The sequence below is a fragment of the Fibrella musci genome (genome assembly GCF_041321105.1).
Classification (GTDB): Bacteria; Bacteroidota; Bacteroidia; order Cytophagales; family Spirosomataceae; genus Fibrella; species Fibrella musci.
In genome coordinates, this window is the sequence record NZ_JBGGWD010000002.1 from 312,527 (window position 1) to 337,253 (window position 24,727).

General features: G+C 56.5%; 17 protein-coding genes. 8 read left to right on the forward strand and 9 right to left on the reverse strand.

The features are described from left to right. The first annotated feature begins 31 nt into the window (after window positions 1-31). From ACAW74_RS07025 to ACAW74_RS07035, 3 genes are all read left to right on the forward strand, one after another. Window positions 32-1,081: a proline iminopeptidase-family hydrolase gene (locus tag ACAW74_RS07025; RefSeq protein WP_370697484.1), complete on the forward strand. Its 1,050-nt coding sequence runs from the start codon at window positions 32-34 to the stop codon at window positions 1,079-1,081. A gap of 2 nt (window positions 1,082-1,083) precedes the next feature. Next, window positions 1,084-1,671: a Crp/Fnr family transcriptional regulator gene (locus ACAW74_RS07030; RefSeq protein WP_370697485.1), complete on the forward strand. Its 588-nt coding sequence runs from the start codon at window positions 1,084-1,086 to the stop codon at window positions 1,669-1,671. A gap of 226 nt (window positions 1,672-1,897) precedes the next feature. Beyond that, on the forward strand, window positions 1,898-2,371 hold the full coding sequence (locus ACAW74_RS07035) for an SRPBCC family protein (RefSeq protein ID WP_370697486.1): 474 nt from the start codon (window positions 1,898-1,900) through the stop codon (window positions 2,369-2,371). Here the strand turns inward: ACAW74_RS07035 and ACAW74_RS07040 are convergent. The 3 genes from ACAW74_RS07040 to ACAW74_RS07050 all read right to left on the reverse strand — a co-directional run bounded on the left by ACAW74_RS07040 (window position 2,352) and on the right by ACAW74_RS07050 (window position 5,683). Further along, window positions 2,352-3,413, reverse strand: coding sequence for a methyltransferase (locus ACAW74_RS07040; RefSeq protein ID WP_370697487.1), 1,062 nt, complete (start codon window positions 3,411-3,413; stop codon window positions 2,352-2,354). The genes ACAW74_RS07035 and ACAW74_RS07040 overlap by 20 nt on opposite strands. 111 nt (window positions 3,414-3,524) lie before the next feature. Continuing rightward, window positions 3,525-4,388, reverse strand: coding sequence for a dienelactone hydrolase family protein (locus ACAW74_RS07045; RefSeq protein ID WP_370697488.1), 864 nt, complete (start codon window positions 4,386-4,388; stop codon window positions 3,525-3,527). Then, entirely contained in the window at window positions 4,385-5,683 is a 1,299-nt protein-coding gene (locus ACAW74_RS07050) for a metallophosphoesterase (protein WP_370697489.1), read from the reverse strand. Before ACAW74_RS07050 ends, ACAW74_RS07045 begins: the two co-directional genes overlap by 4 nt. 498 nt (window positions 5,684-6,181) lie before the next feature. Between ACAW74_RS07050 and gcvP the strand changes: the two genes are divergently transcribed. After that, window positions 6,182-9,106, forward strand: coding sequence for an aminomethyl-transferring glycine dehydrogenase (gene gcvP / locus ACAW74_RS07055; RefSeq protein ID WP_370697490.1), 2,925 nt, complete (start codon window positions 6,182-6,184; stop codon window positions 9,104-9,106). A 123-nt stretch (window positions 9,107-9,229) separates the two neighbouring features. Here gcvP and ACAW74_RS07060 read toward each other — a convergent pair whose 3' ends face one another. Next, window positions 9,230-10,126: an EamA family transporter gene (locus ACAW74_RS07060; RefSeq protein WP_370697491.1), complete on the reverse strand. Its 897-nt coding sequence runs from the start codon at window positions 10,124-10,126 to the stop codon at window positions 9,230-9,232. A gap of 129 nt (window positions 10,127-10,255) precedes the next feature. Between ACAW74_RS07060 and ACAW74_RS07065 the strand changes: the two genes are divergently transcribed. After that, window positions 10,256-10,894 (forward strand): CGNR zinc finger domain-containing protein, encoded by a 639-nt coding sequence (locus ACAW74_RS07065; protein ID WP_370697492.1) that lies wholly within the window; start codon window positions 10,256-10,258, stop codon window positions 10,892-10,894. A gap of 59 nt (window positions 10,895-10,953) precedes the next feature. Here ACAW74_RS07065 and ACAW74_RS07070 read toward each other — a convergent pair whose 3' ends face one another. Both ACAW74_RS07070 and ACAW74_RS07075 read right to left on the reverse strand, forming a co-directional pair. Next, window positions 10,954-11,409: a DinB family protein gene (locus tag ACAW74_RS07070; RefSeq protein ID WP_370697493.1), complete on the reverse strand. Its 456-nt coding sequence runs from the start codon at window positions 11,407-11,409 to the stop codon at window positions 10,954-10,956. Between the two features lie 59 nt (window positions 11,410-11,468). After that, window positions 11,469-12,323, reverse strand: coding sequence for an SMP-30/gluconolactonase/LRE family protein (locus tag ACAW74_RS07075; RefSeq protein ID WP_370697494.1), 855 nt, complete (start codon window positions 12,321-12,323; stop codon window positions 11,469-11,471). Between the two features lie 109 nt (window positions 12,324-12,432). Between ACAW74_RS07075 and ACAW74_RS07080 the strand changes: the two genes are divergently transcribed. Together ACAW74_RS07080 and ACAW74_RS07085 are read left to right on the forward strand one after the other, a co-directional pair. Continuing rightward, the gene (locus ACAW74_RS07080) at window positions 12,433-12,951 is read left to right on the forward strand and encodes a GNAT family N-acetyltransferase (RefSeq protein ID WP_370697495.1); all 519 of its coding nucleotides are present in this window, start codon (window positions 12,433-12,435) and stop codon (window positions 12,949-12,951) included. Between the two features lie 60 nt (window positions 12,952-13,011). Further along, entirely contained in the window at window positions 13,012-13,920 is a 909-nt protein-coding gene (locus tag ACAW74_RS07085; protein ID WP_370697496.1) for a bestrophin family protein, read from the forward strand. Window positions 13,921-13,922: 2 nt separating this feature from the next. On the opposite strand, the gene ACAW74_RS07090 is transcribed toward ACAW74_RS07085, so the two are convergent. Then, window positions 13,923-15,128 carry an MFS transporter gene (locus ACAW74_RS07090; RefSeq protein WP_370697497.1) on the reverse strand — a complete coding sequence of 402 codons (1,206 nt, stop codon included), beginning with the start codon at window positions 15,126-15,128 and terminating at the stop codon, window positions 13,923-13,925. 142 nt (window positions 15,129-15,270) lie between these two features. Between ACAW74_RS07090 and ACAW74_RS07095 the strand changes: the two genes are divergently transcribed. Then, complete coding sequence (locus ACAW74_RS07095) at window positions 15,271-16,629, forward strand: flavin monoamine oxidase family protein (protein ID WP_370697498.1); 1,359 nt, start codon at window positions 15,271-15,273, stop codon at window positions 16,627-16,629. A gap of 85 nt (window positions 16,630-16,714) precedes the next feature. On the opposite strand, the gene ACAW74_RS07100 is transcribed toward ACAW74_RS07095, so the two are convergent. Next, entirely contained in the window at window positions 16,715-17,935 is a 1,221-nt protein-coding gene (locus tag ACAW74_RS07100) for an alpha/beta hydrolase family protein (protein ID WP_370697499.1), read from the reverse strand. A gap of 141 nt (window positions 17,936-18,076) precedes the next feature. Beyond that, entirely contained in the window at window positions 18,077-24,640 is a 6,564-nt protein-coding gene (locus tag ACAW74_RS07105; RefSeq protein WP_370697500.1) for an alpha-2-macroglobulin family protein, read from the reverse strand. Window positions 24,641-24,727 lie beyond the last annotated feature (87 nt).

Below are 24,727 nucleotides of genomic sequence, written 5' to 3' on the forward strand. Positions count from 1 at the left end.
TGGCGTATCTTGTCGGAAACAATCCCTTCCTATGCCTTTGTCTACGATACGCCTGGCCATGCCGATGCTTGGCCTGCTTGCTGCTCTGCTGGGCTGCAACAAAACTACATCGTCAACCAACGAAGCGTCGACCTACACGCAGTCGCCGGAGACGGGTGTGCGCACGGGCGGCGTTCGGGTTATCCCGATCAAAACCCCCTCAGGTACGTTCAACGTCTGGACGAAACGGGTGGGCAACAACCCACGGATGAAAGTGCTGCTGCTGCACGGTGGCCCCGGCGGAAACCACGTGCTGTTTGAGTCGTTCGAAAGCTACTTCCCCGCCGAAGACATCGAGTTTTATTACTACGATCAGCTTGGTTCGCTCAACAGCGACCACCCCACCGACAGCACGCTCTGGCAAACGCCCCGCTTTGTGGAGGAAGTGGAGCAGGTACGTCAGGCATTGGGATTGACCAAAGACAATTTTTACCTCCTGGGACACAGCTGGGGCGGCATTCTGGCGACAGAATACGCACTGAAGTACCAACAAAACCTGAAAGGCCTCATAATCAGCAACATGATGAGCAGTTGTCCCGAATATGGCAAGTATGCCCAAGAGGTACTGGCCAAGCAGATGGACCCAAAAATACTGGCCGAAATCAGGGCGATTGAAGCCCGGAAAGACTTCGGGAATCCACGCTACATGGAGTTGCTGACGCCCAATTTCTACGAACAACACGTTTGCCGGCTCAAGCCTTGGCCCAATGCCTTCGACAGGGCGTTTCCGCAGATGAACAGCACCGTATATACGCTCATGCAGGGGCCATCGGAGTTTGGCATTGCAGGGCGGCTGGCCAACTGGGACCGGCGTGCCGATTTACCAAATATCAACGTACCTACGCTCACTATTGGCGGTGCCCATGATACTATGGATCCGAAGCATATGCAGTGGATGGCCACGCAGGTGAAAAACGGCACAAGCCTGACCTGCCCCGATGGTAGCCATTGCAGCATGTGGGACGATCAGCCGCATTACTTTCCCGGCCTGATTAAGTTCATCAAGGGCGTCGATGCCGGGCAGACGAAAAATATTCTTTAGCCATGACGCCAGCCGCCGATTTTACTCCCTTGCGGCGGGCGGTGGAGCAGTTTACCGCCCTGACCGCTGCCGACTGGGCCCTGCTGGAACCGCACCTGCGCATCGAGTCAATTCAGAAACATCAGCTGTTTGCCGAAGAAGGTAAACGCGCCGATACCATTGCGCTGGTGCTGGAAGGATCGTTCCGGCAGTTTTACACCAAAGACGGCGACGAACGAACGACGTATTTTTTCTTCGAAAACCACCTGATGAGCGCCTACATCAGTTGTTTCACGGGCCAGCCTTCGCAGCTGACGATTGAGGCCCTGAGCAATGGTCGCTACATCGCGTTTCCGTATTCGGTTATGCGGGATCTGTTTGAGCGCAGTATGGCCTGGCAACGTTTTGGCCGACTCATCGCGGAGTACGCGCTGAACGGGTTGGAAGACCGGATGGTCGGGTTGCTGACCCAAAGCCCTGAAGAGCGGTATGTGGCCCTGCTCGAAAGCAACAAGAAGAAGATCATCGAGCGCATTCCGCAGCACTACATCGCCAATTACCTCGGCATCACACCCGTGAGCCTAAGCCGCATCCGGGCGAGGGTGAAGTAATGAATAATGTACGATGTATAATGAATAATGAACGATGAACAATGTACGATGTACAATGGCCTGTCGGTGGATCGCTGCCGCGAACCCATTGTGCATCGTACATTATACATTGTGCATCATACATTGTACATTATACATTCATCCCCCCTCTTTCTTATCTTTTGTTATCGTTTCCGGTGGGCGGTGTGGGGGACCTTTGTCCTGTTCATTAAACGCAACGACGATCATGGAAACGAACAAAAAAGCCCCTCTGCACTTTCGCCACGAAGTAGTCATCGACGCCACGCCCGAGCAGGTTTGGGCCGTGCTGGCCGACATGGAACGCTGGAACACCTGGAATACCGATGTGGCTTATCTGACGCTTAACGGCGAGCTGAAAGCAGGCACCCAATTTATCTGGAAAGAGAAAGGCGCGACACCCACCTCCCACCTGCAAAGCGTGGTACCAAATCAGCAACTGGGCTGGACGGGGAAGGCCATGGGCATGTCGGCCATACACATCTTCACACTCATTCCACAGCAGGGGGGTACGTTGGTTGTACAGGAAGAATCGCTGGAGGGCTGGACTGTCAGTCTGCTGAAACCGATTATTCGTAAAATCGGCAATAGCGGCATGATTCACTGGAACCACGCCTTGAAGAAGCAGGTAGAGGCCATTGCCCGGCCGATCAACGCCGAGGCTATGGCTTCGTGCCAATGACCATCGCCCGGCCCGGCATGGTTCGATACGTAACCACTTTGCCAGTGCGTAACTCGGCGTCGCGCTGCCACGACTGAATCTCGGCGATCGAATAATTGCCAGCGGTACTCGTCAGACCGTAGAACAGGTCGGTCGAGCTACCGACGAGTTCGGGCGCAGCGCCGGTTTCGGGCCGGATAAACTCATTCACGATGTACAGGCCACCGGATTTGAGCGCCCGCGCCACACGCCGGGCCACGTCGCGGTTTTGGTCGGGCGTGAAATGGTGAGCCAGACTCGACATCAGCACCAACTCATACTGGGCCTCGCCGAAATCGTCGGTGAGGGCATTGCCAGGTACGTGCCTGACCCGGTCGCCCATGCCGAGGCGGGCTAATAGCGGAGCCGCCTGCTCGATCGCGGCGGGCAGATCGAGAATAGTCGATGACAGACTAGCATATCGTTTGCAGAGCGCCACCGAATGCTGCCCATGCGAGCCACCAATGTCGAGCATCTGGGTACGTTGTTCACGGCGAAATGCCCTGGGTACCGGTGCCCGGCGGCCAAACTCCTTGGCTTCGCTCCCACTAGCCGCTACCATGGCCTGCTGGTAGTAATTCCATTGCTCGGGGTTGAGGTGATCGTGGTAGTGAATGCCTTCGCCCGTTTCCAGGTACGTGCCAAGCTTTTCGAGCCAGGGCCACACCACCCGGTTGTTGAACAACATCATGCCGTAGACCGACTCCGGCTCGTGCTTGAGTGTCCACTTGCGGGCCATTCGGGTGAGGGTAAAACGCCCGTCGTGGTATTCAAAATAGTCAAGGGCCGTCAGCAGGCCGAGCAGTTCGCCCGTCGCTTTGGGGTTGAGCTTACACTGTTGAGCAATGGCTTCGGTGGTGATGTGCCCTTCGGCAACGGCGTCGAAGACACCTTTGTCGGCTGCTTCGAGCACGGCTTTGCTGATAACGGGCATAATCTGCGCGTGCAGCAACGGCACCGGCACCATATTGGCCCGTAAGGCAATCCACTCCAGCGGATTGTCGGGCGAGATCGTTAATTGCATAAAGTAGGCTATGTGTCCAAAGCTGAAAGTCCAAGGTTCAATGTTGGCTGGCGCATTCTCTGCTTGTGCCAGCCAACATTGAACCTTGGACTTTCAGCTTTGGATTTATTCTTAAGCTTTCAGCCGATCTTTGAGGTAGCTCAGCGATCGTTTGTAGGCATCAGCAGCGGCGGTTTTGTCGTAAACGGGGTTGCTGGGGTTGGCAAAACCGTGGTCGGCTTCGTAGCGAACTACTTCGATTTTTTCACCGGCCTTCTTCATATTGGCTTCGAACGTGTCAACCACCTGCGGGCCAATGGCTTTGTCTTTGTTGCCGAAGATCCCCAACACGTCGGTATCGAGTGCTTTCAGCTTTTCCACGTCCTGTTCGGGGAAACCGTAGTACATCACGCAGCCTTTTGCCTGTTTGCCTTCCAGCATGGCCGACTGCAACGACAGGCTTCCGCCAAAGCACCAGCCCACGCTGGCGATCTCAGCTTTCGGGCCGGCGTAGGCAATCGCGCCTTTCATGATGGCCCCCAGACGGGCTTTATCAGCACCCTGCATCAGTTTGGCGGCTTCGGTGCGCTCGGTGGCTACTTTGCCGTCGTACATATCCACGGCCAGCACGTTTACGTTTTTGAGGTCATTATAGAACGACTCGGCCTGTTGCTTGATGTTGTCGTTCAGTCCCCACCATTCCTGATACACCAGCAGCCATTTGTCGGATGGTTTTGCCGATTTCAGCAGGAAACCGTTGGCGGTTTTGCCATCGGGCGTCTGAAACGTCATCATCTCGCCGGCTTTCGACGTGTAATGAAACGGGACGGGGTTTTCGTGCAGTGCCTGAAAAGCCGGATCGCCCGCCAGCTGCTGCATGTGGGCTACGCCACAGAGGGGAATATTGGGCTCAGGTACGTTCGTAGCTGGCGCGTTTTTTTTGGGTGCTGTCCAGAGGGTCAGCAAAGACAGAATGGTAGCGAGAATTGTTTTCATGCGGTTTTTAATGTGAAGATTGTAATCTCGGGCAGAATGCCTACGCGGCCCGGATAACCAATATAGCCATAACCCCGATTCACATATAAGGTTTGCTGCCCACCAGCCGCCGTAGGTTCGTTATAGAGCCCCGCCCACTGCCGATAGAAATACTTGACCGGGCTCCACTTGTAGTCGCCTACTTCTACGCCAAACTGAGCGCCGTGCGTGTGCCCGCTGAAGGTCACGTCGATGTCGGCAAATTTGGGGCGAATTTCGGCATCCCAGTGCGTGGGATCATGCGAGAGCAGCAGCTTGACGGGGTAGTCGGCCGCGCCCTGATAGGCCTTGGCCAGATTACCCGCCCGCAGCGCCGCTGGCCCGAAACCCAGATTCTGTACGCCAAGGATGGCGAGTTTATCGCCGCCCTGAGTCAGAATATGGTTTTCGTCCATTAGCGGATTCCAGCCCATCAGCTTGTGCGCTTTTACCACATTGAGCACATTCTGGCGCTGTGCTTCGGCACTCGGCCATTTCACGTAAGCACCGTAATCGTGGTTGCCAAGCGTCGAGAACACACCGAGCGGGGCTTTTACTTTATTGAAAATATCGATGTATTCGTTGACCTCATCGGCGCGGCTATTGACCAGGTCGCCCGTAAAAAAGACCAGGTCCGGCTTTTCGCCCAGCAACATATCGACACCGCCTTTTACGGCCGTCTTGTTGAAGAAGCTCCCTGAATGAATATCAGACAGTTGGGCGATGGTAAGGCCATCGAAACTACGGGGCAGGTTTTTCAGCGGCAGCGTAATCCGGCGAATGCGATAATCGTGGGCACCCGAAATAATGCCGTACGAAAAAGCCACCAGCGGAATTGTACCCGCCGCCACGGCCGTCTTGATCAGGAAGTCGGAACGCGTAATGGTGTTGTCGCGGGGCGGAGCCGTCATGTCGACCGTTGTTGACTTAGACGGGCTCAACGTACCGCCAACGACCTGTGTCCAGATCCAGCACACAAAACGGACAATGTCGCCGATAAAAAGAAAGATGACCGAGATAAACTTGGAGAAGTAGGTGATGGCCACAAACGACATCAGCATGGTGCGGGTTACCCGGCCGAGCGAATCGACGGGGGCCAGTTGTAGCAGCAGGTACGTTAGGATAGACACGACCGATAGCCCCCAGAAGGCCCAGCTCACCATCCGTTGCGTGCTCTCCGACGAGGCCCGTAACAGGAAGCGAATCGCCTGATACACATAGAGATCGATCAGCAGAAAAACGCCAATCAAAAGAAAACCAACGAGGGTACGGTTCATGAAGGTGAGTCTGTCGTTTAGGCTTCTACAAAAAGACACAGCCTATTGTTTCACTGCGGCTAAAATCTACCGCAGACAGGGCAAAAAACACAGCGAGCAGCCTCCGGAGAAGCTGCTCGTGTTTTCTTAATAGATGGATGTACGCTTATTTCTACAGGGCTTGTCAGCGATCAGCGAAGCTATTTGTATAGCCCGCCTAGTGGACTGAAGCATACCCTCTTTATATCATTTGTTGTTTGTATTAACCAGCCGTTCACGGGTAGTTAACCTATCTACGTAAATAGTCATATGTTTGGATTGCGACTTAACCAAAAAATTGTGCATGAATTAACCCTTGATTGTGTTCTTCCCTTCCAGAGCACATCATAGCCCTTCGCCTCTTTTGACGTACCTTTGATTTTCTGATTCATTGGATGTTGGACATTGGACGTTAGACATTGGATTTGTCTAATAATCACAGGCTGACATCCAGCATCCAGTATCCAAGATCTCTTTCAGATGAAAGTCACGCTTCAGCAAACCGACCGTTTTGAAGACCGCCACAACGGTCAGTTTGACCAAGATTTTGACCAGATGCTCCACGCCGTGGGTGTCAGCAGCATCGACGAACTTATCGATCAGACCGTACCGGCCAACATCCGGCTACCACGCCCGCTCGATTTACCCGCGCCCAAAGGCGAACAAGCCTTTCTAAGCGATTTCCGCAAACTGGCGCAGCAGAACAAGCTCTTCACGTCGTACATCGGGCAAGGCTATTACGATACCGTAACGCCAAACGTCATTCTGCGCAACATTCTGGAAAACCCAGCCTGGTATACGGCCTACACGCCTTATCAGGCCGAGATCGCGCAGGGTCGGCTCGAAGCCCTGCTCAATTTCCAGACGGTCGTGAGCGACCTCACGGGCATGCCCATCGCCAACGCCTCGCTGCTCGACGAAGCGACCGCCGCCGCCGAAGCCATGACGATGCTGCACGGTGTTCGGCCGGCGCAGCGCCGAAATGCCGAGACCTTCTTTGTGTCGGATCGCTGCCACCCGCAAACGATCGACGTGGTGCGGACCCGCGCCACCCCGCTCAACATCCGTGTCGTAGTGGGCGATCATCGCCTGGTCGATCTCATGTCGGGCGATGTGTTCGGGCTGTTATTGCAATACCCCGCCACCGACGGCAGTGTGTTTGACTATACCGATCTGATCGCTGCTGCGCAGGAACAAGGCATCCACGTGGCTGTAGCCGCCGACCTGCTGGCTCTTACCATGCTGACCCCGCCGGGCGAAATGGGTGCCGACGTGGTGGTTGGTTCAGCGCAACGCTTTGGCGTTCCGATGGGCTTTGGTGGCCCACACGCGGCTTATTTTGCCACGAAAGATGCCTTCAAACGGCAGATTCCGGGCCGCATCATCGGCGTCTCGGTGGATGCACAGGGTAAGCCCGCCCTTCGGATGGCCCTGCAAACGCGGGAGCAACACATCCGCCGCGAGAAAGCGACGTCCAACATCTGTACGGCTCAAGTACTGTTGGCCGTAATGGCCGGTAGCTACGCCGTTTATCACGGCCCGCAACGCCTTCGCGCCATCGCCGAACGTACCCACGGCCTTACCCGGCTGTTTGCCAAAGCCGCTCGCCGCGCTGGGTACGTTGTCGAAACCGAGCATTATTTCGATACAGTCACGCTGCGCATCGATGATATCGATTCGTTGAAAAAATCGGCCCGGGCGGCTCAGGTGAATCTCTGCTATACAACCGACGAGCGCGTGAGCCTTTCGTTCGACGAAGCTAAGTCGCTCGAGGACGTACAGAAGCTTTTCGACGTGTTCGGTATTCAGATCGGTGCCGACGAACTCGCCAGCCTCATCGATAGCCTCAACGTTACCTGGCCCGAGCGGCTGGTGCGGCAGTCGGACTACCTGACGCACCCCGTATTCAATACGCACCATACCGAGCACGAAATGCTGCGGTACCTGCGGTCACTGGAAGAAAAAGACCTGTCGCTGGTGCACTCGATGATTTCGTTGGGCAGCTGCACCATGAAACTCAACGCCACCGCCGAGATGATCCCCGTGACGTGGCCTGAGTTTGGCAAGCTGCACCCGTTCTCGCCGAAAGATCAGACGGCGGGCTACCAACAGTTGTTCAACGAGCTGAACGCCTGGCTCTGCGAGATCACGGGCTTCAAGGCTATGTCGCTGCAACCCAACTCGGGCGCGCAGGGCGAGTATGCCGGCCTGATGGTGATCCGGGCTTACCACGAAAGCCGGGGCGATACCCATCGGAACGTGGCGCTCATTCCGCAGTCGGCACACGGTACCAACCCTGCCAGCGCCGTAATGGCCGGTATGAAAGTCGTGATTGTGAAGTGCGACGAACGCGGTAACATTGACGTACCTGACCTGAAAGCGAAAGCGGAGCAATACGCCGACACGCTGTCGTGTCTGATGGTAACGTACCCAAGTACCCACGGTGTTTTCGAAGAAAGCATCACCGACATCTGCGCCACCATCCATCAGTTTGGCGGACAGGTGTACATGGACGGGGCCAACATGAACGCGCAGGTAGGCCTGACGTCGCCCGCCGCTATCGGGGCCGACGTTTGTCACCTCAACCTGCACAAGACCTTCTGCATTCCGCACGGTGGCGGTGGCCCTGGTATGGGGCCCATCGGCGTGGCCGAGCAGCTGGTGCCGTTCCTGCCGGGTCACGTCTCGGAAGGACGCAGCAAACGCGCAGCCGGTGCCGTATCCGCCGCGCCTCATGGCTCAGCCAGCATCCTGACGATCTCATACGCCTACATTGCGATGATGGGCGGTGAAGGTCTTACCAATGCAACCAAGCGGGCCATTCTGAACGCCAACTATATCAAATCGCGGCTCGACGGGCATTACGAAACGCTGTACACGGGCACGAACGGCCGGGCGGCGCACGAGATGATTATCGACTGCCGTCCGCTGAAACAGGTATCGGGTGTGGAAGTAGAAGACATCGCCAAACGCCTGATGGACTACGGTTTCCACGCACCGACGGTTTCGTTCCCGGTAGCGGGAACGATGATGATCGAACCAACCGAGTCGGAGTCGAAAGCTGAACTTGACCGCTTCTGCGACGCCATGATCGCCATTCGGGACGAGATTCGTGAGATCGAAAACGGGCAGGCCGACCGCGCAGACAACGTGCTGAAACACGCTCCGCATACGGCAACGGTTACCCTCGCCGACGACTGGAACCGGCCCTACAGCCGTCAGAAAGCCGTTTACCCGCTGCCTTACCTGCTTCACCGCAAGTTCTGGCCGTCGGTAAGCCGGATCGATTCAGCCTATGGCGACCGTAATCTGGTCTGCGCCTGCGTGCCAACCGAAGCTTATGCCGACGAAGCGGTTACAGCCGAAGACCATATGGTTGCTACCGACGCCATGTCGCCGGCTTAAGCACTAGTTTTTGTATCGACCATTTATAAGAAAGGCGTCCTCGCATTGATGAGGACGCCTTTTTGCGTTTAGTGCGTTCGAGGCTTACTATCGACCCGGCAACGGCGGTCGATCGGCGTCGAGTCAGTCTTCGCTGCGCGTTTTGCCTAGTTGGGCCAAGACTACGCCGACCAGAACCACAGCCAAAGCGATGCCCTGCCCGGCCGTAACCTGTTCGCCCGCCACCAACCAGCCAACGAGCACCGCAACCAGCGGGTTGACAAACGTGTGGGTGCTAACCAGCGCCGGCGGCTGAACCGTAATTAGCCAGGCAAAGGCCAGATAGGCAACCAGCGACCCAAACACGATCAGAAAGGCTAGCCCGGCCCAAGCCGCCATCGGCGTACTCTGCGGTAGGAAGGTGCTCCATTCGCCGTTGGCTACCGCAATCAGGGTGGCAAATAGTCCAGCGGCCATCAACTGAACCGTCGTATGCCAAAGGGTATAGCTGTCTGACCGGATGCGTCGGGCGGCAAACAGGGTACCAACTACCCACAAAATGGCTCCCACCAATACGATCGCCGTTCCAACCAGCTGATGGGCAACGTGCTGCTGAGTCGACTCGCTCGCCGGACCGAACTGAGCAAACAGGATGACGCCAGCAAAGCCAATTAGTAGCCCGGCTACGATTTTTTTATTACTGAAATACTGTCGCCAGCGAGGCCTGTCGAACAAGACAAACCAAAGCGGTTCAGTTGCCACGATCACCGCCGTGGCACCAGATGAGATGTATTGCTCAGCGACGACCACCAGCCCCGAACCACCCACCAGCATCAGGACACCGCTGATGGCTAAGTCGCGGATTACGTTGCCCCGTGGCATAGCCTGACCTTTGCTCAAGGCCAGCGCACCCAACAACGAACCTGCCAGCAGATAGCGGAGGGCTGATATAATAAAGGGTGGTAACCCCTGTAGCGCGTACCTGTTGGCCAGGTACGTTGTGCCCCAAACGAAGTAGACAGCCCCAAAGGCAAGTATCAACCTAAGACGAGAAGACATTTCGACAGCCATATACTAACCGTTAAAAACCAGTTTAGTGGTATGAATTAACGAAAGAACCTCTAACCAGCTAACGTTGTTTTACCGGTAATAAATAAATTCATGCAATCTATGGCCAAGACTAGTACGATTACCGAGATGGATCTGACCAGCGGAGTGGCCTGTCTGGATTTTGTGAACACAGGTTTAAACTTCGACCTCCCCGTAGAACGGCTTCACACTTATGCCGATTTGGTAGTGCTGATCGAACGCCTGTCGTTGCTGGATACTGGTGCGCTGGCTGAGCTCCGGCGTCTGGCAGCAGCTAATCCCGGGCAGGCCGAGCACGTTTTGCAGCAGGCACGCAAGGTGCGGGGAGCCATGACAACCGTGGTGGCGGCCCTCGTCGAACGGCATATAGGGCAGGTGGATGCGCAGACACTGGCCTTTTTTAACAGCGCCATTCAGGAAGCGTTGGCGGCGCGGGGCTTTATGCCCATTGCTGACCAGTTGGTCTTGAGCTGGCTACCACCTGCCGTAGACCTTAGGCTGGCTATCTGGGTGTTCAGCTTGTCGGCCTACGAGCTGCTGCTTAATCAGGACCAAACACTCATTAAGCCGTGTGGTGCCTGTGCCTGGTTTTTTCTGGACCAAACCAAAAACCACCGGCGGAAGTGGTGCGACATGCAAACCTGTGGCACTCACCAAAAAGCCCGGCGTTACTACCAGCGAAAGAAACAACTTCCGCCCGAGCAAGGTGCGGCCGCTTAACGGGCTATCAGGCACCTTTCCTTGTTAGTCGAAACCGAAGCAGCCGAGTTGCGACAGGCTTATGTCGTTCTAAGCCACACGACGTAATCTGTAGGGGGAACAGCCACCGCCAAGGGACGTATAAGTTGAATGACTTGCCCACGATGATAGGCGGCGTGATGGCTTACGTGAATCAACAGATCAAGCAGCGAATTAGTGTATGGTGTGCCTTTTGTATCGGTATAGTCAATGGTGCGCTGCAATGCCGTTTCATCCTGCTGAGCCACGAAATGACGGAAGCGTTCATTCTGCCGTTGGGCCACGTTCATCAATTGATCAACAGCGATGTCTTCCCAAACAGCCACATCAACCGGCTCCTTCAGGATACGGGAAAGCCAGACCTGTCCTGCCGATAACACATGGGCCATGATAGCCACCGCTCTCGGCGGGGGATCCGCAAGCGTCGTAAGCGCTTCTATAACCCGGCTATTTGCCCAAAGCTCGTAGTTGAGTAGCTTCAAACATTGATCTTTCATAGATACGTCGTCTGTTCACCGTTTGTAAGTCGGCTACAATAACATACCTTTTTCTTCGCTCATATGTGAATCCGCCACACACTACCTGTCTGCGGAAATTCGGCAAGTTGCTCATCGGATAACCCCTGGCGGGCACTGGTAACGAAAAGAGTATGCGGATCGGGGCCGATAGCCGGCTTGGTAATGTTCCAGGCCGGAATCTCGATAGTGCGGAGCAACGAGCCGTCGGGCGCAAACTGATGTACCTCACGCGAGCCGTAACCGCCCACCCACAAATTACCCTTACCATCAACCGTGACGCCATCGGGCGACCCTTCGTACTGCCAGTCGATCAATAGTATTAGCGGGCCGAGCTTGCCATCGGGGCTGAGCGAAGCCTGATAAACACCTTTTTTACGGTCGGGGTGGCCATTGGTTTCGTTAACGTAAAGTAAGTCTTCGTCGGGGCTCAGGGCGGGGCCGTTACCAATCACGAAACCATCGACCAACAAATCAGCGTGGCGCTGCGAGAAGTCGGTATACCGATGCAGCTCGCCAATGGGGTCTTTCACATCCATATCCATGGTTGTCGCATACAACACCCCGTTACGGTCGACCCAGCCGTCGTTGAACCGAATCGTGTGGTTGGGGCTTGGTTTCAGGTACGTAAGGCGATCCACCGCTATACCGCCGTCGGCCCGGAGCGAGACCCGGTGCAAGCCCGATTGCAGGCCCGCCCACAGCGTGCCGTCGGGATGAGGCAGTACAAAACCCACTAGTTCATCGACCGTCCACGAGCGGACATGATGCCCTGTCGGGTCGGCGCGGTAAATGGTGCAATTGGTGATGTCTACCCACCACAGACATTTCCTGACGTGGTCCCAAACGGGTCCTTCGCCCAATTCACACGTTGCGTCAACAAAAAGAGAAACCATACTTCCGTTTGGGGTTTAACGTTTGATGTTGGTCGTTAATCGTCAGAATTAGGCGCGAGCCTTAACGTCAAACATCAAACCTTGAACAGCAAACGACTAATTTCGTCCCATGCACCAACACACAATTTTATCCGCAGGTCCCGACGACGTACCTGCGCTCAACCAACTTGTGAACAGCGCTTACCGGGGCGACTCGTCACGACAAGGCTGGACCACCGAAGCCGATCTGCTCGGCGGGATTCGCACCGATGAACAGGGTCTGCGGGATATGATCGAGCACCCCGACGCCACGATCCTGCTCTACAAAATTGAGGATCAACTGGTTGGCTGCGTTTATCTAGAAGTTAAAGGCGACAGCTTGTACCTGGGTTTGCTCACGGTATCACCCGAACTACAGGCGGGGGGCATTGGTCGGGCGCTACTGGCACGAGCCGAATTGTATGCCCGCGAACACGGATGCCGCCTTATCACGATGACGGTCCTCTCGCAGCGGCACGAACTCATCGCCTGGTACAAACGGCGGGGGTACCACCAAACCGGCGATACGCGCCCGTTCCCGTCCGACGATCCGCGCTTTGGCCTGCCTAAAGTACCGCTGTCGTTTATCGTTCTAGAAAAAGAAGTTTAACTGTTCATTGTGTACTGTCTTCTGTTGACTGATGCACGCCTATTCCAGTGTCAGCCAACAATGGACAGTACACAATGGACCAGTTTCGTCATGACTGAATACGATCCTAAAGACTGGTTTCGTTACCTCGTTTCGTTCGACAAAGGCGATACCGCCCGCAAACTTGCCCCGGCTTTGCTGGGCATGGCCGCTTATTGCTCGGCTGTCGCCTGGTTTGTGATTGAATACGTGCACCCCGGCCCCGACTCGGATCTGAAAAACATCGCCATTATGCACTCGTTGCTGGGCTTTGTGATATCGACTCTGCTGGTCTTTCGTACCAATACGGCTTACGACCGCTGGTGGGAAGGACGCAAAGCCTGGGGAAGCCTGACCAACAATTCGCGCAACCTCGCCCTAAAAATGGCCCATATCGTTGCCCCCGACGATCAGACTAGCCGGGCTTTTTTCCGGGCGATGATCCCCAACTATGCTTTCGCGCTGAAAAATCACCTACGGGGCCACTACGATGCCCGTGATTTTCTCTTATGCTCCGGCTTCGACCCGGCGACCATTAATCCCGACAACCACGTACCCAATCAGATCGCGATGCGGCTGTTCAGCAAGATGGACGAGCTCTACCAGTCAGGTACGTTCCGGCCCGAGCATTTGCTGGTGTTGAATGAAGAGTTTAGCTCATTCACCGATATTTGCGGCATCTGCGAACGTATCCACACGACGCCTATCCCCTATTCGTATTCGTCGTTTCTGAAAAAATTCGTGGCTGTGTATTGCCTCACCCTACCGTTGGGCTACGTGCTGTCGTTGCACTATTGGGTCATTCCCGTCGTGATCATCGTCTTCTACGTTTTGACCAGCCTTGAACTGATCGCCGAGGAAATTGAAGATCCCTTCGGTACCGACGCCAACGACCTGCCTACCGAAAAAATGGCCGAGAACATCCGGAAGGCGGTGGCGGCCCTGCTGTAGCGCTATTCGCGGGGTAATCGCCAGCACAATAGGGCCAACGCGGCCAAACTGGCGGCAAACCAGTAAAATGGCAGGCTCAGTTGAATCGTCGCCAGACCGCCATACACGAGGGTCGTGAGCAGGCTGGCAATGCCGGTAAGCGCCTGATTCAGCCCAAACAACTCGCCCCGGTCTTCGTCGGTAGTAAGTTTGGCCAGAAAACCGTTGAGCAACCCGGTGATAAGCGCTACCGACAGACTATCGACGGCCACCGCCCCGTATAGCAAAGGCAGCGAGCTCCCCACATTGGCGTAGAGGATATGCAGGCCAACGCCCAGCACCGTCGCCACGAGCAATACCACTCGCTTGTTGAGCCTGTCGACCAGATAGCGGAAATAAAGCAGGTTGGTCAGGGCGCTCAGCCCGCCCAAATACACGAAGAAGAACGAGATTTGCTGAGCATCGAACTTAAGCGGCCCCAGCGCCAGGTACGTAATAAAATAGGTCTGGTAGCCCAGATGCAGCGTTGCCAGCAAAATGAGCAGCGTTACAAACCGGAAGCCGGGATGTTCACGGTCTTTATCGGACAGGCGCTGCCAGAGTTTAGCTACATTCAGGTTGGCACCGACCTGCTGCCACAACGCCCGCCGGTCGAGTTTGCCGCGCCGTTCGGTGGTTTCGCTCATCAGCAAGGTCACCCCGATATTGATCATACTCAATCCTAGCAGTACCCAAACCACGAGTTTGGCCTGATCATCTTTATTCGTCGTGAAGAAAAGGGCCAGCCCGGCCACCATCGGCCCAAACACGTGCCCCAATGAGGTCAGCGTGCTGATGTAGCCGGTGTTTTTGTTCAGATCTTCCTCGGGCGACAGGTCCGTTACCGACGAGCGCATCAGCGCATACATGCCGTTGGTGAGGCCATCGGCTAGGCGATTGGCAAAGAAGAAGCCCGCTCTGATCGGGATAAGTAGCAGGTTGGCGGCCAACGTACCCACCGCCGACACCAATACCAACGGTTTTCGACCCAGTGAATCGGAAAGCTTCCCCAGCAACGGGGCCGAGACGAGTTGCACGCCCAAGAAAAGCGCCGTCCCGACCGAGAGCCACCATTCAGGATTGGCTAATCCTTTTACGAAAGCCGGCCTGACGGGTCCCGTTGCCGAGCCAACCACCACGTCGAGTAAAACAATCAGGAAGATGACGGTTAGCCGCCGGTCTTTAAACATGTAGGTACAACAAGGCAACGGCGCTTCTTGCCTTAAAAATCAGTGAGTGGCGACGCGGCATCAGGGATGTTGATACAACTCATGTACACATTCACACTTTATTTATACTATTGCCCACTCCTAAACCGAACTTCTCTTTCTGATGGAATCCACCGTCCAGGCCGACGTCGTCATCGTTGGCGCCGGGTACGCGGGGCTTACTGCCGCGTTGTCGTTACATCGAGCCGGCAAATCGGTACTCGTGCTCGAAGCCCGCGAGCGGGTAGGCGGGCGCGTCTGGACACAACGCTTCGACGATGGCTCGTATGTCGATCTGGGCGGGGCGTGGGTAGGCCCGACCCAGGACCGGCTCTACGCACTGGCCCGTGAATTTGGCGTTGATACGTACCCAACGTACGACACCGGCAAAAGCACACAATATTTTCGGGGGCGCATCAAGCGCTACAAAGGCCTGATTCCGCCGCTGTCCATCCTGTCGTTGCTCAGCCTTGACAAAGCCATCAAGCGGGTTAACAAACTGTCGCGGACCATCAACCTCGATGCTCCCTGGCAAAGCCATGATGCCTACCTCTACGATTCGATGACGCTGGGTACGTGGATGGAGCAATCGATCGGCTTCGATACCGCCCGGTTGTTTTTCAAGGTGGCCGCCGAAGCCATCTGGGCTGCCGACCCCAGTGATATTTCCATGTTGCATGCGCTGTTCTACACGAAATCGGGCAATGGCCTTGAAAGCCTGATGAACGTAAAAAATGGCGCGCAGGAAGAGCGGTTTGTAGGCGGTGCCCAAACCATAGCCGACCGTATGGCCGACGAACTGGGGCAGCGGATCCGGTTCAATAGCCCGGTGCGGTATATCAGCCAAAATGAGCAGTTCGTAACCATCGCCGGGCTTGATTTCAGCTACCGCGCCAGTCAGGCCATCATCGCGATCCCGCCCACGCTACAGGCCAATATTCACTTCGACCCCGCCCTACCCGACGATCGACTCCAATTAATCCGGAATCTGCCGATGGGCGCTGTCTGGAAATGTTACGCGATCTACGAACGCCCTTTCTGGCGCAACCAGGGCCTTAACGGACTCGCCGCTACGCCCGATGGGTACGTAACGGTCACCTTCGACAACTCGCCTAACGACGGAAGTCGAGGCATTCTGATGGGTTTTGTTTTGGGCAATCAGGCCCGCGCTTTTTCGGAGTTAACCGATGCGCAACGCCAAGCAGCCGCGCTCGATGCTTTCGCAACGTTCTTTGGCGAAGCAGCCCGCACACCCCAGCGTTACCTCGACCATAGTTTTCTGAACGAACCCTACAGCCAGGGTTGCTACGCCGCTTTATTCGGCCCCGGCATCTGGACTCAATACGGCAGCGCCCTGCGCGCACCGGTCGGCCGCCTGCACTGGGCTGGCACCGAAACCGCTACGATCTGGAACGGCTACATCGAAGGCGCCATCCGCTCCGGCGAACGAGCTGCGGAGGAGGTGGGGATGAATAATGGATAATGTAGAATGAATAATGGGCTGACGCATACTACTCTTGCGTCAGCCCATTATTCACTCTACATTATCCATTATTCATTCCCACCTCCTAGTTCCCCCGGCGTTGCGTGAAGAACGCATACGTACCCAGAATGAAATCCTGGATGGCGGTGCCGTGGTCTTTGCCTTCTGCCGGTGTCAGGCTGATGTCGGTGACACCACGGGCTTTCATCGCCGCTAACGCATCGGTTGAATTACGATAAAATACCTGCTGATCGGCGGTGCCGTGTACAAGCAGTAGTGGCGTCTTCGGCTTCCAGTCATAGACGTTGTTGTCGCGAACGGCTTTCAGCAAATCGGCATCCGAACCGCTGACGATGCTTGCTTTGAAGGCATCGGAAAACGCGTTATTGATGCTCGTGTTGATCGACGATCGGTTGCCGTTGGCTTGCACGTCGCCGGCATACGGCTCTTTGAAGTAAGCGCTCATAGGCCGGTTCAGGCCATACACACGGTTGTAAGTCTGTAAAACCCAGACGTACAGATTGTTGTAACCGGCATTACCGTGCGTGGTCTTCGTTGCCAGATCCTGCATGAAGCCCTCCACATTGTAAGGACCCGCGCCGCACGAAGCCGCCGTAATCCGAAACTCATTCGGAAACTGCTCTTCCATCATTTTCAGCAACGACATCGTCGAATGGCCGCCCTGCGAGTAACCCGCCAGAAAAACCTGATTATCCCAGGGTACTTTGTTCTGGGCGATAAAATCACGGGCCGCCCGCAGCATATCGAGGCTGGCCTGCGCCTCGGTCTGCCGGTGCAGGTAGGGGTGTGGCACACTTTTCGACTCGCCGTATCCGATGTAGTCGGGACAGGCTACGATGTAGCGGTTCGAGGCAAACAACGTACCTGCGTTTACGTCGGCGCTGGTTGTGAAGTACGATGGTGCCTGCGCGTCATCGAAGATGGTGCCGTGTTGCAGGCTGATTATCGGGAAGCTCTCGCTGCCGATGGCCGTAGGGACAATCAGGGCGCCAGAGGCCAATACCTCTGTCCCATCCGCGTTTTTCGTCTTATAGGTAATGCGGTATGCTTTGACGTCGCGCTGCAGAATCAACGAAATAATCGTCGAGTTACCGCCCGTATTGATGCCTAGCGTTGTTACCCGATCGGCTAGTTGGTTACGGGTTAGCGAAGCGATCTGCGTACTGCCTGCCAGCGTGGTGGTAGTTGGCTGTTGGGGGCCATCGCCACCATGCTTGCAACTGGTAAGTTGCAACACCAGCACGGTCATAAGAGACCACAAGGCCAGTAAACGGCTATTTTTCATAAATGTGATCATATACTAATAAGTGCAACGAAAAGATACGCGATTTAGTGTAATAAAAGGGGAATAACACTTAATGTTTATTGAACACCCACTTTTATTACACTAAACCACTCTCCAACGATGGCCTGTATACGTCACCGCCTACTGAACCTGCACGCGTCCTCCGCTAGAGTGCGCAGCAAACTCCGGCGCATAGAAACACTGCACCGTAGCTACGCCCGTCCCGAAGTCGCCCGCGTGCACAACCCGCAGCTTATACTCAAACACATGCGTGCCAGTGGGCAGGTACTCAATAAAGAAATCGGTGCTGGCATCGCGGGGGGCTTCGTAGTACGAAAGCCCATTCTGGTATTTCGTGCCCGATAGGGCCGCAACCGGCTCAAAACCCGATGCCCGTCCGTCTTTCAGGTGTACGTATTCCATCACCCGATCGGTGGTCAGCACCACCCGAACGCTGAGCAGATCGCCCGGTTTCAGCGGTGATTTCGGGTTGATGGGTTCCAGTACGGGCCCAGCCGCCGTATTTCGCTGCCGGAAGAGCGTCTTCTTCACATTCAGATTGCCCGGCCCCGACCGACCGACGGCATCCATTGGCTCGAAGTGCTGCCAATAAGCCGCGCCCCAGCTAATACCCGTTTTGGCGGAAGCCCCTGCGGATCTGCTTACCTCGATCACGCCGAGCTGTGGCGTTACTTCGGCTGGCGCAAACGTTACTTTCTGGTACCCCGTCAGGGCCTCACTACCCTGCGACCGCTTAGCAATGTCCTGGCCGCCCACGCGCACGGTAACCGTGTTTTTGGTGTCGAGCCAGTCGGTGCCGGTTAGCAGGAGTGCGTAGACAGCCTCAGTCGTCGCTTTGGTAGACGGCCACGACTGGGTACGTTTCTGCTGAATAAGCCACTGCCGCATTTTGTCGATAAACACCTGATTACCCGTCGTTTTGGCAAAAGCGGGTTGTTTCCGGTACCAGGCAAAGCCATCGCCAGTGGTACCCGCTTCCAGATACGCCTCGATCAGGTACGCCTGCGTTTCGATGGGCGCCTGATACCAGTACGTACCGCTGACGTTATCGGGCCAGTAGAGGCCTAGCTCGTCGGAGAGTTTGCTGCGCTCGGTCAGCGATTGCAGAATAGCCAGTGCATCAGGCTTGAGGCCATAGCGATAGAGCGTGACAGCGGCGAGCGCCTGCCCCTGTAGATTGCTTTGCGACCACCCTTTCTGAATAGCCGGCAACAGGTACGTTTGCAGGCCCTTATCGACGGGATTGGTCGTAAGGTAGAAGCTACGGGCATACAGGTACGTTGCCGCCCAATAGCTGCCATTGCTGACCTTCGTTTTAGCAAGCCGTTTTTCTTCGGCCATCAACCGTTGCGCCTCGGCGTCTACGTAGCGAATGGCGCTTGCCTGAAGCGTTTTCACATCCGCCTGTACATCCGACTCGAAACGCACGCCCAGTTTTTGCAAATGCCCCAGCCCAGCCAGCACGTGCATGGTCATCCAGACGTTGGGGCGCATGCCCGAAAACCACATCAATCCGCCGTCGGCATCCTGCAACTGCCGTAATTTGGCAATCGCCCGGCGTTGCTGGGCCACCAGATTATTCTGGTCGAAAAACCGCCCTAGTTTGGCCGTGCGTTCGGCTTCCGATTTGGCGTCGGCCAGCCAGGGTGTATTCTCCAGCACCACCGCTTTCAGCTCGTCGTTTTTGGCCAGCGGGCTCTTGGGCGGTGTTTGTTTCCAGGCATCGACCACCTGCCGGAAAGCCGGGCGGCTGTTGAGAATATGGGCACCCAGCGCGTTGGCGTAGAGCTTGCTAAATAGTTGCTCGGCGCAATCGTACTGGTACTCCATCAGGTAAGGCAGCGTTTGCAGGGCATACCAGGCCGGGTTGCTCGTGACTTCCACCGTATAGCGTTCCGTTTGCAGAGGCAACTCGGGGTTGTGATCAGCGAGCGCTTTCAACCGGAATGTTTTGCCCTTATCACCCGCAGTAGGCGTGCCCCCATCGATCCAGAAGGGCTGCACGTCGGTTACCAGTATGCGGTTGGGCAGCACCGGCACCACGCGCTCCTCGCCATCAGTGAACGTACCTGCGCGGGCCGTTACCCGCACCGCAACCGGCGGCAGGCCCTGCGGCACCACGAGGTTCCAGGTTGCCACGCTATTCTGCCCGGCTTTGGCCGAGAACGATACGTCGGCTACGCGCAGGCCCATTTTGGTTGTCAATGACTCGCCGGTGAGCGCGTCCGTGAGGGTCAGCGTGGCCGTACCAGCCAGGGGCTTTCCGCTCAGGTTATCAATGCGGGCGGTGAGACGTAGCGTATCGTTTTCGCGCAGGAAGCGAGGTACGTTGGTCGTCACCATCAACTCTTTCTGCGTTTGCACGGTGGCCTCAAAACTGCCCGTCTGCATGGTTTTGGTATGTGCGAAGGCCAGCAGCCGCCAGCTGGTGAGCGCATCGGGCATGGTGAATTTGAGCACCACCCGCCCCTGTGCGTCGGTCTGAAGCTGCGGGAAGAAAAATGCCGTTTCGTTGAAATTGGTCCGAATCACAGGCTGAGCCACATCAGTCGTTGCGGGCTGATTTGGGGCCGGGGCTGGCTGAGCCTCTCCTTCGGCTTTTTCCTTGCGTTCAGCCATCGCGGCTGGAGCGGCCATTGCCATATCGGCTGACGCGCGGCCTCGTACCGACATTTTCAGCCCCCCTTCCTGCCTGCCATAGCCAGCCATAACCACCTCATTCGAGAAGCCATTCGTTATCGGCATCAGTGCCGTAATCTTCCGTTTGGTACCCAACGCTACTTCAGTAGCGGCATACCCTACATAGCCAAACACCAGCACTGGGTTCTTCTGGGCGGTGGGTATGGTTAGCGTAAACCGGCCGTCGGCGTCGGTGTTTACCCCTTGCTTTGTACCTTTTAGCAGTACACTGGCACCAGGCAGCGGCGTCTGTTTATCATCGGTTGTGATACGCCCTTTAACGACGTTTTTAGCGTAGTCCAGCTCGATGCGGGCGGGCTCGGGTTGAATGAGCACCGCAAACCGGCCGGTATAGGGTATGTATTGATAAGGCCCCCAGCTCAGTTCAGGAAAATTACGTTGTGCATTTCCGCCACTTGCGGGCTGCGGTGGGTACCAGTATTGCCGGGTTATGGCGATACGGAACACGCTACTCACCCAATAGTCATACAGCGCCGAATTGGGCTGGTAAAAGGTCGTCGGCCAGTTGTGCGCGACGAACTGATCGAGCGAGGCATCGTAGAGCGTGGCAACCAGTTCACCCAGCACTTTGTCCTGGTTCGGGCCACTTACGCGTAACGTCCACTGCTCGGCCTGACCGGGCTGTAATTTATCCCGGAACGTCTCGGTTTCGATCGTCAACTGTTTGTTGGTGAACGGAACGGCAATGGTCTCGTTCCTGGTCAGCAAACGTCCGTTCTGCACCATCGCAAAATGCACGGCAAAGCCACCCCGGTGTTTTTCTGCAACGGGCAGTGTTATCTGCGCGGGCTTTTCAGTGGTGGTGATCCACTCCTGCCGCACGATTTTACCTTTTTCCTCAACAGCCATAAGCACGTGACCAGGCTGCCGCGTCCCGATCCAGAACACGACCTCCTCGCCGGGTTGGGCTGTGGCTTTTTGTACCTGCACAAACTCGCCCGACCGCACCGGGGCTGTGGGTTTTTGCGGGTCGATGACGGTGAAGAAGACGGCGTCGGTGGCGGTTTTGCCCGTCGAGTCGGTGGCGTCGATGGCTGCTTCATACAGGCCCGGCGTCAGGCCTGCCAGCGATACAGCCTTTGCCGGTTCGGTACGTACGGTTGTTTTCGCCCAGGTAGCCGGGTTGTCTTCGTCGGCATACAGATCAAGCGGAAACTGCTTCTCGAACTCAGCGCGGGTCAGCGTCGTGCGGTCGGGCTTCTCCCAAAGGCGATTACGCAGCAACGCTCCGTTGCGCGGCGACTCAAGCCGGGCGAGGCGTACCGTGCCGCTCTTCAGGGTCACAGGTACGTTGCTGGCGTTGGTGAGCCCTACGCTGTATGTTTTTTTGTCGGTCGTCAGCACCGGGTTGGGTAGCGGCAGGCTTGCTGTAAGGGCCGTATAGCCGATCGACAGCGTCTGCGTGGTGCTGCGGGTCTCGCCGCTACGGTCTGTTACGTCAATGTTGACGGTATAGGTGAACCGAGGTTTATCGACAGCGGCGATGCTGGCATCGGGCACCGCCGTGAAGGTCAGGCTTACGGTGCCGTCGGCGTTGGTCGTAGCCGTGCCATTGGCGATTTCCTGCTCCTGCCCCGCATTGGGCCGATACGAGCGCCACCAATACCAATAAGGCTGAATATATGTGCGCGTCACGCGGTAGGTCACGTTGGCCCCGTCGACAACCGCACCCGCCAGGGTTTTAGCGGTAGCCTGCACCGTGACGGCCTGCCCCAAAACGGGTGCCTGCTTCATGGGCTCAGCCACTACGGCAAACGTCGGCCGTTTGTATTCTTCAACCCGAACGGTCGCCTGCCCGCCACCATCGGCCCGGTCGACCAGCAAGGTCATCTCTCCTGTGAGGCGGCCTACCGGTGCCGTAAACGTACCTGACGCCGTACCGAATTCATTGGTTTTCAGTTCTGCTTTGCCAACCTCTTCACCGTTGGCGTCGTTGAGCCGGATCGTCACCGACTGGTTGGCCCGGACCGTAAAGTTGTTGTCTTTGCCCCGATAGAGCAGCGTTTTGAAAAAGATCGTTTGCCCCGGCCGGTAAATAGCCCGGTCGGTGAAGATTGCGGCCCGGTCGGCATCCCGCGCTTCGGGGGCGTCGGGCTGACCGTAACGGCCATAGCTATAGAATACCTCTGTATCCAGCACGTCACTACCGCTGGTGAACCGGACCAGATACGTTGACTGATCGGGCAACTGCGAGCGATCCAGGGTCAGGCGCCCCTGGGCATCAGCTTTGCGGGTTGCTTCCGCCACGTAACCCGAGCGGCCCGACCGATCCCGCGCTACCATCACCGTAGCCGTTACGTTGGCCAGTGGCGCGCCCGTTTGCCGGTTGGTTACGAACATGGTTGGCACACCGGCCTGATTAGCTCCCGCCTGCACGTAGGCCAGATTCGACACCACCACCTTACCGATGCTTACGATCTCGGCCCGTTTTTCGCTGGGCTTGGCAAACCGGCCTTCGTTGGATACCAGCAGCGCATAGTGGCCCAGCGGCAAGGCGTTCATGGGCACTTCGGTGCTGTGGGCGCGCAGGTCGCCGTCGTCGGGCAGGGTAAGCTGCCCCTGCGCCACAATCGTATGTTTTTGCAACGTGGCAAACCAACGGTCGCGGCTGTCGTCGTCGTTATAACCGCTATTCTCCAACGCCAGCAGTTCGTCGGGTGTGAGGCGCAGGAGTTTGTAAAACAGCGTTTTTACATTCTGGAAATCGACCCGCGCCCGGAAGGGTTTGTTGGGTTCGTTCACAGCCTCGGTCTGTACTGACAGCGTAGGCTGATATAGGTTGTTGAGTAACGGCTGGGCCTGTTGCGCCGGGTAGCTCTTCGGGAACCGCGCAATGAGGTCGCGGGCTAATTCGGCAGCGGTTTTCCGGTCCCAGCGGCGGGTCGAATCATCGGTGTTGCCGGCACTGGGTACGTTGCCACGCCCCCGTATGTAATTCCGAATAACGCCATCGGGTTGCGCCAGTAGTTGCACCAGTGCCAGGGCGTATTCGGCTTCGGCGGGCTGGTTTTTGTACCGCGCCATCTGCCGCCGGAGTGTTTGCTCCATCAGGTCGCGCTCGTTGGGCAACGTACCTGACTGCCGCACAAACTGCAACCGCTCCACGTCGATCACGGCCAACGCCAGCGGGTCTTTGTCGGCTTGGTGGAGGCGGATTAGTTGCTGGTACAGGGCCAGTGCCTGGTACTTACCCGACAGCGTATCGGTGGTTGGTAAGGTTTTGCCGACGAACGCCTCGGGATCGCTCAGGTACGTTGGGTCGTTCAGATCAAACGCGTTGATTGGCTTGGTCAGGTCGTTTTCTGAATTAGCAAAAAAGCCGATAGCCCGTTGCACCAGCACATCGTAGAGCGTGGGTCGCAGTTGTCGGCCTGCTTCGTTGCCCGGCGTCAGGATGACGTCGTAGGTGGTAAGTGGTGTTTTTTGTAGCACAGCGGGCTCCAACGACGCTCTGTAAAGCGTCGTGATGGTCTGCATCAGGCGGCGCGTATCCCAGGTACGTGGGTCGGTGCTGACGTCGGTCGAGTCGGGGCCAGCTACGTCGGCACCGGGGGCCGTGCTGGTGCGGTTGAAAAACCGGTAGCGGTTGTTCTGGTAAAACTGCCAGTATACGTCGGCCAGCACTGATTGCAGCACAGCACGGGTCGCGCCGTTGGTTTCGGCAATGTCGGCGGCCAGTTCCCGGGTCAGTGTTACGTACGTCTCTTCGTCTTTGGCTGCCTGCGTTCTGAAGACCACGCGCCGCATCGCCGCTTTCAGCAGTTGAGGCTGATTGTTGGTTTTTTTAGCCTCCGCATACAGCCGGTCGGCAATTTCCAGAGCCGATTTGGGCAGCCCTTTTGCCATCAGCGAGTCGGCTTTACGCCACTCGGTTGGGTAATCGATCATGGGGGCAGGGGCGTGGCCGACCGGGCCGGGCAACGACAATAGCCATAGCCAGGGGCCCAGCAAAAACACGCGCAGGAAGGTGAGATGAACAGACATGGTACGTACGGTTACGTGATTAAGACAACGTTGAGCGGCTAACGTTTAGTTGGCACCGGTGGGTTTACGTAACTAAGAGTATAGGGC